The sequence below is a fragment of the Microbacterium hatanonis genome (assembly GCF_008017415.1).
GTDB lineage: Bacteria > Actinomycetota > Actinomycetes > Actinomycetales > Microbacteriaceae > Microbacterium > Microbacterium hatanonis.
In genome coordinates this window covers 605,071-617,352 of the sequence record NZ_VRSV01000001.1, presented here as the reverse complement: position 1 = coordinate 617,352, position 12,282 = coordinate 605,071, and the positions used below count along the sequence as shown (strand labels likewise).

The 12,282-nt window shown below is 70.6% G+C and carries 10 protein-coding genes; 3 read left to right on the top strand and 7 right to left on the bottom strand.

Annotation, left to right across the window (positions count from 1 at the left end; translation table 11 throughout):
- Positions 1-2: 2 nt before the first annotated feature.
- From FVP77_RS02905 to FVP77_RS02890, 4 genes are all read right to left on the bottom strand, one after another.
- Positions 3-1,307, bottom strand: a complete 1,305-nt coding sequence (locus FVP77_RS02905) for a hypothetical protein (RefSeq protein WP_147893169.1) — start codon at positions 1,305-1,307, stop codon at positions 3-5.
- 157 nt (positions 1,308-1,464) lie between these two features.
- Positions 1,465-2,340: a CPBP family intramembrane glutamic endopeptidase gene (locus FVP77_RS02900; RefSeq protein WP_147893168.1), complete on the bottom strand. Its 876-nt coding sequence runs from the start codon at positions 2,338-2,340 to the stop codon at positions 1,465-1,467.
- Positions 2,337-3,071 (bottom strand): tRNA (guanosine(46)-N7)-methyltransferase TrmB, encoded by a 735-nt coding sequence (gene trmB, locus FVP77_RS02895; RefSeq protein WP_147893167.1) that lies wholly within the window; start codon positions 3,069-3,071, stop codon positions 2,337-2,339. Before trmB ends, FVP77_RS02900 begins: the two co-directional genes overlap by 4 nt.
- Positions 3,072-3,134: 63 nt before the next feature.
- Positions 3,135-3,971, bottom strand: coding sequence for a DUF3097 family protein (locus FVP77_RS02890; protein WP_147893166.1), 837 nt, complete (start codon positions 3,969-3,971; stop codon positions 3,135-3,137).
- 102 nt (positions 3,972-4,073) lie between these two features.
- On the opposite strand from FVP77_RS02890, the gene FVP77_RS02885 reads away from it, so the two are divergent.
- Complete coding sequence (locus tag FVP77_RS02885; protein WP_246133951.1) at positions 4,074-6,173, top strand: TPM domain-containing protein; 2,100 nt, start codon at positions 4,074-4,076, stop codon at positions 6,171-6,173.
- 87 nt (positions 6,174-6,260) lie between these two features.
- Entirely contained in the window at positions 6,261-7,013 is a 753-nt protein-coding gene (locus FVP77_RS02880) for a PspA/IM30 family protein (protein WP_121150184.1), read from the top strand.
- Between the two features lie 148 nt (positions 7,014-7,161).
- Here the strand turns inward: FVP77_RS02880 and FVP77_RS02875 are convergent, their stop codons facing one another.
- The 3 genes from FVP77_RS02875 to rsmI all read right to left on the bottom strand — a co-directional run bounded on the left by FVP77_RS02875 (position 7,162) and on the right by rsmI (position 10,633).
- Positions 7,162-8,097: a TatD family hydrolase gene (locus FVP77_RS02875; protein ID WP_147893165.1), complete on the bottom strand. Its 936-nt coding sequence runs from the start codon at positions 8,095-8,097 to the stop codon at positions 7,162-7,164.
- Complete coding sequence (metG, locus tag FVP77_RS02870) at positions 8,094-9,671, bottom strand: methionine--tRNA ligase (protein ID WP_147893164.1); 1,578 nt, start codon at positions 9,669-9,671, stop codon at positions 8,094-8,096. The genes FVP77_RS02875 and metG overlap by 4 nt, the downstream gene beginning before the upstream one ends.
- Before the next feature lie 143 nt (positions 9,672-9,814).
- The gene (rsmI, locus tag FVP77_RS02865) at positions 9,815-10,633 is read right to left on the bottom strand and encodes a 16S rRNA (cytidine(1402)-2'-O)-methyltransferase (RefSeq protein WP_121150181.1); all 819 of its coding nucleotides are present in this window, start codon (positions 10,631-10,633) and stop codon (positions 9,815-9,817) included.
- An 84-nt stretch (positions 10,634-10,717) separates the two neighbouring features.
- Between rsmI and FVP77_RS02860 the strand changes: the two genes are divergently transcribed.
- Entirely contained in the window at positions 10,718-12,280 is a 1,563-nt protein-coding gene (locus FVP77_RS02860; protein ID WP_246133950.1) for a dolichyl-phosphate-mannose--protein mannosyltransferase, read from the top strand.
- Positions 12,281-12,282: the final 2 nt, after the last annotated feature.

Here is a 12,282-nt window from a genome sequence, read left to right as displayed (position 1 = left end):
CCCTAGGGGTGGTTGACGGTCCAGAGCACCCAGACGCAGAGCGTCTGCAGCGCGATGCAGCCCGCGATGATCGCGGTGCGCCGCTTCCGCGTCTTCGACAGACGCTCGTCTCCGAGGAGCGGCGACAGCGGCACCATCAGCCGGAAGGTGCTCTGCTGCGGCAGGAACACCGCGAACAGGTAGAGGCCGTAGCTGAACGCGAACGACACGATGACGATGCCGAGGCGCCGCACCGAGCGCGACCACAGCAGCATCGCGAATCCGGCCATGAGCGCGATGACCAGGAAGGGCCCGATCACGCCGAGGTGCGTGGCCGCCTGGCGGAACCAGGGCGTCAGGGGGATGAACTCGTCGTTGCCGACCGACTGCAGCCACCAGCCGGTCTCGGTGCGGATGTACGCGTTGCGCGTGCCGGTGACCGCCTGCGCGATGACGGGCCACATGAGACCGGCCGTCGCCGAGAGGGCACCGGAGACGAGGATGCCGATGACCTGGATGCGGGGGAACGGGTCGACGCGTCGACGGAAGAACCGCACGAGGAAGAGGATGCCGAGGGCCAGCGCGATCGCGAGCGCACCGGGGCGGGTGAAGGCGGCGATGACGCCGATGGGCGCGACAGCCAGATACCGGCGCTGGTGCATCAGCAGGAGGGCGCTGAAGAGCAGAAGCATGAGCAGCGACTCGGCGTAGCCCAGCACGTAGACGAACGACAGCGGCGCGAACGAGAAGAAGACGACGGCCCACCAGGCCGCCTTCGGCGTGGTGGTGCGGCGCAGGAGGAGGAACAGCACCCAGGTCGCCCCGAGGGTCGCGAGGATGCTGATGCCCACGCCGGCGAGCTGCCACGATCCACCCGCGAGGGGCGAGAAGATGCGCTCGAGGGTGGGGAACACCGGGAGGAACGCCCAGTTGTTGGGCAGGATGTCGCCCTGCACGTTCATGGGCAGGGAGACGGGGTAGCCCTCGACCGAGATCTGACCGTAGCGGTCGGCGTCCCACTCGGTGATGTAGTCGAGGAACGTGCCGATGCGCTGACCGTCGGGACCATGGCTGAGGCCGAGCGACCGGGCGAGCTCGTAGGCGCCCCAGAGCAGACCGAGGCTCGTCGCGCGGGCGACGGCCCACAGCAGGAAGACCTGGCGGAACATGCCGCGCTCGACGACGGGGACCGCACCCCGAGGAGAGCGGAAGAGATCGGCGGCGGCGAGCCGCAGCATCCGGTGCACCCGTGAACGACGGACACGCGTCCCCTCGACCCGTTTCGGGGCGACAGGAGTCTCGATCACATCGGTGGGGGGTGCGCTCACGCGGGGGCCTTTCGCAAAGGGGAGACTGCGGCGGTCCGTGCGCGCGAGGGCGTCCGTAACGAGAGGAGGCCCCGCGACATTACGGCTTGGGGAGTGTACCGCGCGACCCCTGTGAGGATCCAGTATTCACGGGATCAGAAGTGGAAAAGTTACGAGGTCAGACGAGGAAAATCGGCAGCGCGCCCGGGTTGTGGGCGTGCACGAGCACCGAGAAGACGACCGCATCGAACAGCAGGTGCACCGTCACCACGTAGGCCAACGAGCGCGTGCGGAGGAACACCACGCCCTGGATCAGAGCGAACGGGATCGTCAGCGCCGGCCCCCACGCCTGGTAGCCCAGCTCCCACAGGAAGGCGACGAAGACGATCGTCTGCAGCACGTTCGCCTGCCACGTCACCGCGTGCCGGCGCAGCAGCACGAACACCGTGCAGATGAAGAACAGCTCGTCCCAGATGCCGACCGCGCCCACCCCGACGAACAACCGGGCGATGAGGTCGGGCGTGTTGACGACCGGCCAGTTCTGGTAGACGCCCGAGGTGATGAAGTAGAACGGCAGGATCAGCCAGCCCAGGGCGAGAACGCCCACGAGCCAGATCCACTGCACGCGCGACCAGCGCCCGCCTCCACGCCACGGGAAGCGGATCGCGTAGTCGCCGTACACGAAGCGCGAGATGACGTAGGGCACGACCACGGCTCCCCCGAGCGCGAGCGTGAAGCGCAGGAACGCGAGGTTGTCGAGCTCGGCGTGCAAGGGGATCGCGCTGACGATGAGCTGCCCGATCGCGATCAGCGACAGATCGCGCAGGAGGCTCGGCGGCGAGTTCTCGGCCGCTCGCCGGGAGGGACGGATGGCGACGCCGTGGTGGCGGTCGACGAGCCAGGCTCCGATGAGCGCCGCAGCCAGCAGCATCCATCCGAGCCAGGCGATCTGCAGCACGAAGAACGCGGGGGCGGCGAGGCAGACCAGGAGTGCCGGTGCGAGCGACCACGTCCAGGTGGCGGTCGCCTGCGTGGCGACGGCGGGAGACTTCATCGGTCGTCCGCCCGACGGTAGGCCAGATCGCGGATGCTGCGACCCACCCGTGCGCCCTTCTGCTCGAACGCCGTGAGCACCCGGCCGTCGAAGCGCTCGGCCCACTCCCCCTCGAACGCCCGCTCGAAGTCGGTGGCCGCGTCGAGGACGGTGCGCATCTGCCGGGCGTAGTGCTCCCAGTCGGTGGCGAGGCGGAGCGTTCCGCCCGGCTTCAGGGCGCGGGCGGCGATGGCGGCGAACTCCTCGTCGATGAGGCGTCGCTTGTTGTGCTTCGACTTGTGCCAGGGGTCGGGGAAGAACACCCAGAGCTCGTCGACGGACGTCGCCGGCAGCAGGTGCTCGAGCACCTCGGGGGCGTTCGCCTCGACCAGGCGGAGATTCTTGGCGCCCTCGCGGTCGGCATCGAGCATCGTGCGCGCGAGTCCGGCACGGAACACCTCGACCGCGAGGAAGTCGACGTCGGGGCGCGTGGCGGCCGCGTGCACGATCTGATGGCCCTGGCCCGTGCCGATCTCGACGATGAGCGGCGCCTCGCGACCCCAGACGGTGGCCGGCTCGATCGTCGAATCGGCGCGCACACTGGTCACGGCGTCGCCGCGGGGCACGTCGAGCAGGTAGAAGCCGGAGTGGGCGGCCCAGGCGCGCTCCTGCCCGTCGGACATCCTTCCGCTGCGACGGACGAACGACACCGGGCGCTCGCGGAAACGGGGCTCGGGAGTGGGCTCGGGCATTCCCCCAGGCTACGCGAGCCCGCCGACCGGCCCGGTTGCCCGGGGGCGGGCGGGCGGCGGGCGCTACGGATCGACCGTGACGAAGTCGATGAGCTCCTCGACGCGGCCGAGGAGGGCGGGCTCCAGATTGCGGAAGGTCGTGACCCTGCCGAGGATGCGCTGCCACGCGCGCGCGATGTCGGCCTGGTCGTCGGCGGGCCAGCCGAAGGCGCGACAGATGCCGACCTTCCACTCCACGCTGCGGGGGATCTCGGGCCACCGCTCGATGCCCATCGTCTGCGGCGTGACGCACTGCCAGACGTCGACGAACGGGTGCCCGACGATGCGCACGTGCGCGCCGTGCTTCCCGCGGGCGACGGCCTCCGCGATCCGCGATTCCTTCGACCCCTTCACGAGGTGATCCACGAGCACCCCGTAACGGCGATCGGCCGAGGGAGGCTCGGCGTCGAGCAGGTCGGCGAGGAGGTCCACGCCCTGGAGGTACTCGACCACGACGCCCTCGGCGCGGAGGTCGGCGCCCCAGACCTTCTCGACGAGTTCGGCGTCGTGCCTGCCCTCGACGAGGATGCGGCTGGCCCGTGCGACGCGAGCGCGTTCGGAGGCGGGGGCGAACGAGCCCGAGGCGGTGCGGCGGGTCCCGGTGGGCGCTGCCTTCGGAACCACCAGCACGACGGGCTCGCCGTCGACGAGGAACCCCGACCCCAACGGGAACAGGCGACGACGACCGTGACGGTCCTCGAGTTCGACCGTGCTCGAGGCGATGCCGACGACAGCGCCCACGTATCCGTCGGCCGCCACCTCCACGACGAGGTCACGGGATGCTTCGACCTGCGCGGCGACCTTTCGGCCGGCGTCACGCCATCCCTTCGCGAGCACATCAGCGCCGTACCGATCGTCCATGCTGCTCCTCCCGACCGGCCGAGCCTAGACCGGCTCCCCCGCGCGTGCGGCGGGGCACGCCGGGCGCTATCGTGCATGCCCGCCGGTGCATAGACTCGACCCGTGGCTGTCCGGACGCTCCTCCCACGAGTGCGCCTCCGTGCGCGCCTCTCGGCCGCCGCCGCCCTCGCGCTGGCTCTCGTGATCGGCGGCCCCGCCGTCGCCGCCTCCGCGACGGAGCCCGTGCAGCTCGGGTCGACCCGCGTCTACGACCAGGTCGACGCCCTCTCCCCGCAGCAGGAGTTCGACGCGCAGGCGCGCATCGAGCAGCTGCGCACCTCGACGGGGCTCGATCTCTGGGTCGTCTTCGTCGACGAGTTCACGAACCCGTCCGATTCGGCGGATTGGGCGACAGACACGGCAGACCAGAACGGCCTCGGGCCGACGCAGTACCTGCTGGCCGTCGCGGTCGACGCGCGCCAGTTCTACCTGTCGGGAGATTCCTCCGGGCCCATCTCGTTCGAGCAGCTCGGCGCGATCGAACAGGATCGCCTCATCCCCGTGCTGGCGGCCGACGACTGGGCCGGGGCCGTCGACGCGACGGCCGAGGGGCTCGAGGAAGCTGACCAGGCGGGATCCGGCGGCACGAGCGACGATCCGCTGATGGGAACAGAGAACTCGATCAGCAACATCCTGACCTTCGCGCTCCTCATCATCGTGATCGTCGTCGTCATCGCCGTGATCGCCGTTTTCGTGATCCGCTCCCGCCGGAAGAACACCACCACGGCCCCCGGCGTCGCACCCGGACCCCCGCCGGTTCCGACCGAAGAGCTGCGGCGGCAGGCAGCATCCGCCCTCATCGACACCGACGACGCCATCCGCACCAGCGAGCAGGAGCTCGGGTTCGCCGCCGCGCAGTTCGGGGAGGCCGCCACCACCGGTTTCGCCGCAGCCCTCCAGTCCGCGCGCGACAAGCTGGGCCAGGCGTTCGCGCTGCAGCAGCAGCTCGACGACGACGTGCCCGACACCGAGGAGCAGGTGCGCGCGTGGAACACGCAGATCATCGAGCTCTGCGCCGAGGCGAACCAGGGTCTCGACGAGAAGGTCGACGCGTTCGACGAGCTGCGCAAGCTCGAGGCCGATGCCCCCGCCGCCCTCGCCCGGGCGCGCGACGCACAAACCGCCGCGGCCTCGGAGATCGACGCTGCCGCGGCCGCACTGTCGGCGCTGCGGGGCTCGTACGCGTCCGAGGCGCTCGAGACCGTCGACGACAACGTCGACCAGGCCCGGGCGCGCATCACGTTCGCCGAGGAGCAGCTGACGGCGGCGCAGACCGCGCTGGACGCGGGCGAGACGGGTGAAGCGGCCGTCGGCATCCGCGCGGCCGAGGAGGCCGTCGGGCAGGCCGTCGTGCTCGAGACCGCGATCGACACGCTCGCGACCGACCTCGCCGCCGAAGACCGGCAGGCCGCCGCGGTCATCGAGGGGATCGAGCAGGACATCCGTACGGCGATGACGCTCCCCGACCCCGACGGACGCGTGGCCGCCGTGATCGACGTCACGCGCGGCGACCTCGATGCGGCGCGGTCGGACCTGGCCGGTACGCAGCGGCGACCGCTGCACACGCTCCAGACCCTCCAGGCGACCGACCAGCGCATCGACGAACTGGTGCAGTCGGTGAGGGATGCTGCGGCACGGTCGCAGCGCGTGGCCCAGCAGCTCGGCTCCGAGCTCGCCCAGGCTCAGGCGCAGGTGTCGGCGGCCGAGAACTTCATCGCGGCCCGTCGCGGCGCCGTCGGCTCCGAGGCCCGCACGCGCCTGGCCGAGGCGGGCGCGGCCCTCGCCCGCGCTCAGCAGCTGCAGGGCGTCGACCCCGACCAGGCGCTCGGCGAAGCGCAGCGGGCGAACAGCCTCGCCGGTCAGGCGGTGCAGTACGCCCGCACCGACGTCGGCGGATTCTCCTCGTCGAATGACATGTTCGGCGGGGGCGGAGGCGGTGGCGGCGCCGGGTCGAGCTTCATGGGAGCCCTCCTCGGCGGCATCGTCAGCAGCGCGATCTCGGGTGGCGGCCGCTCGTCGCGCAGCTACGGCGGCGGATTCGGCTCGTTCGGCGGAGGCGGCTCCCGCTCCAGCGGTCGCAGCGGCTTCGGCGGTGGCGGACGCCGCTCGGGCAGCTTCGGAGGCGGCGGCTCGCGCTCCCGGCGCGGCGGCGGGCGCTTCTGATGCCGCCGTCGTCACATCGGCGCGTCACAGGCAACTCGTAGCATCCCCCGACACACTCGGAACAGACGTCAACAGGAAGGAACCCCGATGGCCAAGCAGTCCATCTTCGGTCGCATCTCCACCCTCATCCGCGCGAACGTCAACTCGCTGATCGATCAGGCGGAAGACCCGCAGAAGATGCTCGACCAGCTCGTGCGCGATTATACGAACTCGATCCACGATGCGGAGTCGGCGATCGCCGAGACCATCGGCAACCTCCGCCTCCTCGAGCGCGACCACCAGGAAGACGTCCAGGCTGCGGCCGAGTGGGGCAACAAGGCTCTCGCGGCGTCGAAGCGCGCCGACGAGGTGCGCCCCACGAACCCGGCCGAGGCCGACAAGTTCGACAACCTGGCGAAGATCGCCCTGCAGCGTCAGATCTCCGCGGAGAACGAGGCGAAGTCGGCGGCTCCGACCATCGCGTCGCAGACCGAGGTCGTCGACAAGCTCAAGGACGGCCTCAACGGCATGAAGGGCAAGCTCGAGCAGCTGCGCTCCAAGCGCAGCGAGCTGCTGGCCCGCTCGAAGGTCGCCGAGGCCCAGAACCGCGTGCACGACGCCGTGAAGTCGGTCGACGTGCTCGACCCGACGAGCGAGCTCGGCCGCTTCGAAGACAAGATCCGCCGCCAGGAGGCCCTCGCCGCCGGCAAGCAGGAGCTCGCCGCCTCGAGCATCGACGCGCAGTTCAACCAGCTCGAAGACGTCGGTGAGCTCACCGAGGTCGAGGCCCGCCTCGCGATGCTGAAGTCGGGCGGCCCCCAGCGGGCCGCGATCGACGCGCCCAGCCCCGACGCGGTCTGAGGTTCACGAGAGGGGCGTCGCATTCGCGGCGCCCCTTTCGCGTTCCCGGCCCGGACCCTTCGACAAGCTCAGGGACCGGTCGGTCAGGTACCAGCCCGGTCGCGGAGCCTGTCGAAGCGCCCGGACAGCGGGGTCGCGCCCGGCCGAGTCAGTCGAAGGAGCCGTAGACCTCGAGGGTGTTCGCGGCGACCTGGGCGCAGAGCTCATCGAGGTCGGCCCCGAGTTCGTCGGCGAGGTAGCGCATCGTCACGGGCACGAGATACGGCGCGTTCGGACGCCCCCGGTAGGGCACGGGTGTGAGGAACGGGGCGTCGGTCTCGACCAGGATGCGCTCGCGCGGGGTGACCCGCAGCGCATCGCGGAGGTTCTGCGCGTTCTTGAAGGTGACGTTGCCGGCGAACGAGAGGTAGTAGCCGCGGTCGGCGGCGATCCGGGCCATCGCTTCGTCGCCGGAGAAGCAGTGGAACACCGTCTTATCCGGCGCCCCGACCCGCTCGAGCGTCTCGAGCACGGCGTCGTGCGCGTCGCGGTCGTGGATCTGCATCGCGATGCCGTGCTTCTTCGCCAGCGCGATATGCGCCTCGAACGAGCGGTGCTGCGCGGCGAACCCGCTCTCCTCCGTGCGGAAGAAGTCGAGCCCCGTCTCGCCGATCGCCCGCACCCGAGGCTCCGCCGCGAGGACATCGATGGCGTCGATCGCCGCGTCCAGCTCCCCCGCCTCCTCGTACGCCGGCGCCTCGTTCGGATGGATGGCGACGGCGGCGAGCACGCGGGGGTGGGATGCGGCGGCCCACGCCGACCAGCGCGACGAGTCGATGTCGCCGCCGGCCTGCACGACCCCGAGCACGCCCACCTCGACCGCGCGGGCGAGCTGCTCGTCGAGCGAGAGCCCCTCGTCGCCGTCGGCGATCTCGAGGTGCGTGTGGTTGTCGAACACCCCGACCGTCAGCGGCTCGGGCGCGGGCGGATAGCTCACGTCACGGCGACCGTCGACCGATCGCTCGCGCACGTACGCGCTCGGATCGGCCTGATCGAGCGTGCCGCGCGGCCGCTCGACCGGCTCCGATCCGGGAGCTGTGCTCATTTCTCCTGCTCGACGCGCGGGAACAGCGGCGCGAGGCCGTTGACCGACGAACCGGGGCGCAGCACGCCCCACTCACCGGCCTCACGGAGGGGCTGGTCGTGCAGGCGGCCGATCGTCTCGGCGGCGCCCAGGGCGATCCAGAGCTTCTCGGTCGACTCGGGCATGACGGGCGAGAGCAGCACGGCGAGCGCCCGCAGCCCCTCGGCGGCGGTGTAGAGCACCGTTCCCAGCCGTTCGCGCTTCGTCTCGTCCTTGGCGAGCGCCCACGGCTCGTTGATCGTGATGTAGCCGTTGAGCTCGGTGACGATCGTCCAGATCGCCTCGATCGCCTCATCGATCCGGAACCGCTCGATGGCCGCATCGGCGGTGGTCGCCGCATCCGCCACCGTCTTCTGGATCGCCAGATCGGCGTCGGTGTAGGGGCCCGCGACCGGAACGATCCCCTCGTAGTACCGCTCGATCATGGCGACCGTGCGCGAGGCGAGGTTGCCGAAGCCGTTGGCGAGCTCCGCCTGGTAGCGGGCCGACAGGTCTTCCCACGAGAACGAGCCGTCCTGTCCGAACGCGATCGCCGAGAGGAAGTAGAACCGGTAGGCGTCGGAGCCGAAGACATCGGTGATCTCGGTCGGCGCGATGCCGGTGAGCTTCGACTTCGACATCTTCTCGCCGCCGACGAGCAGCCAGCCGTGCGCGAAGACGCCGCGCGGCACCTCGACGCCGGCGGCCATGAGCATCGCGGGCCAGATCACCGCGTGGAAGCGCAGGATGTCTTTGCCGACCACGTGGTACGCCGGCCAGCGACGGGCGAACTGCTCGGGGTCGGAGCCGTAGCCGACCGCGGTGGCGTAGTTCAGAAGGGCGTCGACCCAGACGTAGATGACGTGGGAGGAGTCCCACGGCACCCCGATGCCCCAGTCGAAGGTCGAGCGCGAGATCGACAGGTCCTTCAGCCCGTTCTTGACGAACGAGACGACTTCGTTCCGCGCCGACTCGGGCCGGACGAAGTCGGGCACCGTGCGGTACAGGTCGAGGAGGCGGTCCTGAAACTCGCTGAGCTTGAAGAAGTAGTTCTTCTCCTGCAGCAGCTCGAGCGGCTTCGAGTGGATCGCGCAGACCTTGAGCCCCTCGAAGGCCCCGGTCCCGTCGACGATCTCGGCCTCGGTCTTGAACTCCTCGCAGCCGACGCAGTACAGCGCCTCGAACTCGCCCGCGTAGATGTAGCCGCGGTCGTAGAGCGCCTGCACGAACTGCGCCACGCGCTCCTCGTGGCGCGGCTGACTCGTTCGGATGAAGTCGTCGTTCGCGACGTCGAGGGTCTTCAGCAGCGGGAACCACGACTCGCCCACGAGCTTGTCGACCCACTCCTGCGGCGTCGATCCGTTCGCCGCGGCGGCACGCATCATCTTCTGGCCGTGCTCGTCGGTTCCGGTCAGCATCCAGGTGTCGTCACCCGACTGGCGGTGCCAGCGCGCGAGCGCGTCGACGGCCACGGTGGTGTACCCGTGGCCGATGTGGGGCACGTCGCTCGGATAGAAGATCGGCGTCGTGACATAGAAAGACCGGCCGTTGCTCACCCGGAGATTCTACGGGGGCGGATGCGGCGCCCCGGTCGCTGTGACGGACGACGCCCCGGGTCGGAGGATCGCGCCGACGTCGGATGGATGCACGCACATCCTCCGACGCAGGTGCGATTCTCCGACGGCCGTGCGCGAGGGCGTCAGCGCTTCACGGCGAGCGCGGCCTGGTAGAGCTCGCGTGAGGAGTGGCCCGTGAGGGTCGACACCTCGCCGGCGGCCTCTTTGAGGCGGGTGCCGGTGCGCACCATCTCGAGCACCTGCGTCACGGCGTCGGGGAAGGCCACGGCTCGCGGCTCGGCACCGGCGACGACCACCACGATCTCGCCCCGCGCGCCGGTCTCGGCCCATTCGGCGAGGTCGGAGAGCGGGCCGCGCACGACCTCCTCGTGCAGCTTGGTCAGCTCGCGGCAGACCGCCGCCCGCCGGTCGGCGCCGAAGCCCGCGGCCATGTCATGAAGCGTCGCCGCGAGACGCGACGGCGCTTCGAAGAAGACGAGGGTGCGGGCCTCGCTCGCCAGGGCCGTGAACGCTGCGCGGCGCTCCCCCGACTTCCGCGGCGGGAAGCCCTCGAAGGCGAAGCGGTCGGTCGGGAGACCGGAGACGGCGAGCGCGGTGAGCACGGCGCTCGGGCCGGGGATGACCGTCACGCGCACGCCCGCGGCGGCGGCAGCGGCGACGAGACCGTAACCGGGATCGCTGACCGTCGGCATGCCCGCGTCGCTGAGCACCAGAACGTCTTCGGTGCGGGCGCGCTCGGCGAGATCGCCCGCGCGCTCCTTCTCGTTGTGGTCGTGGAGGGCGACGAGCTTCGGCCGGTTCTCGATGCCGAGCGCGCTGAGCAGCCGGATCGTGGTGCGGGTGTCTTCGGCGGCGATCACCGTCGCCGCTTCCAGAGCCTCGACGAGCCGACGAGACGCGTCGCCGAGATTGCCGATGGGCGTCGCCGCGAGGATGATCACCGTCCCACCCTAGGCGCGGGGTTCGGCGGGTTCGCCCCGCCCCTCAGCATCCGCTGACGCACCGCGCGGAAGTAGGCTGTTCCCGTGACGACCGCCGAGCCGCTGCTCCCCACGCAGCGACCGGCGCCCCTCGACCGGTGGCGCGCGCGGATCGCGGCCGATCCGCAGCGCGAGCGGCTGTTCTCGTGGCTCGTCCCGGTGCTCGTGACCCTCTTCGCCGGGGTGCTGCGGTTCTGGAACCTGGGGCACCCCCGCGCGATCGTCTTCGACGAGACCTACTACGTCAAGGACTCCTGGAGTCAGTGGGTGCTCGGCTTCCCCGCGAAGTGGCCGCCCGAGGGCGCCGACGCGCTCTTCCTCGGCGGCGACACGAACGCGTTCGAGACCGCGGGCAGCTTCGTGGTGCACCCCCCGCTCGGACGCTTCTTCATCGGCCTCGGCATGGCCCTGTTCGGCCCCGACTCGTCGACCGGGTGGCGGTTCGCCGTCGCCGTCTTCGGCACCGCGACGGTCCTGCTGGTCTACCTCGTCGCCAAGACCCTGACCCGCTCCGTCGTCTTCGCCGGCATCGCGTCGGGTCTGCTCGCCATCGACGGACTGTCGATCGTCCTCAGCCGCGTCGCGCTGCTCGACGGCATCCTCACCTTCTTCCTGCTTCTCGGCTTCTGGTTCGTGCTGCTCGACCGGCGCCGCCACGTCGCCCGCCTCGCCGCGTTCGCCGCGGCGCGCGAGGCCTCCGGGCACGACCCCGCCTGGGGTCCGGTGTTCTGGAACCGTCCCTGGCTGCTCGCCGCGGGTGCCGCCCTCGGGGCGGCGACGGCCGTGAAGTGGTCGGGCCTCTACGTGCTCGCGGCGTTCGGCGTCTGGGTCGTCGTCACCGACGCCCTCGCCCGGCGGCGCGCCGGTGTCGGCATCTGGCCCGCCGATGCGGCGTTCCGGCAGGGCCCGGTCTCGTTCCTCCTTCTCGTCCCCGTCGCGGCGGTCGTCTACCTCGTGTCGTGGACGAGCTGGCTCACCACCGACGGCGGCTGGGATCGGCAGTCGGTCGACAACGCGCCCGCGCAGGGCTTCTGGTCGTGGGTGCCGCTGGGGTTGCAGAACCTCTGGAAGTACCACCAGGACATCTACGGATTCCACGTGGGGCTCACCACGCCGCACAGCTATCAGAGCCCGGCGTGGCAGTGGCCGCTGCTGATCCGCCCGACCTCGATGTACTGGAACCAGGGCGATGCCGGAGTCGAGGCCGTCTCCAGCATCCCGAACCCTCTCATCTGGTGGGCCGCCGTCGCCGCGGTCGTCTTCCTCGCGGCCCGCTTCGCGATGACGCTCGAGTGGCGTTACGCCGCCGTGCTGATCGGCGTCGCCGCGACGTACGTGCCGTGGCTGCTCTACCCCGAGCGCACGATCTTCCAGTTCTACACGGTCGCGATCATGCCGTTCCTCGTGCTCGCGTTGACCTTCGCGCTCCGCGAGATCGCCGGAAGAGCGGATGCTGCGCCCGCCCGCCGCGCCGCGGGACAGAACTCCGTCATCGTCTTCCTCGTCATCGTCACGCTCGTCTCGGCGTTCTGGTACCCGGTGTGGACGGGGATGACGGTGCCGTACGAGTTCTGGCGCATCCACAACTGGCTGCCCACCTGGATCTGACC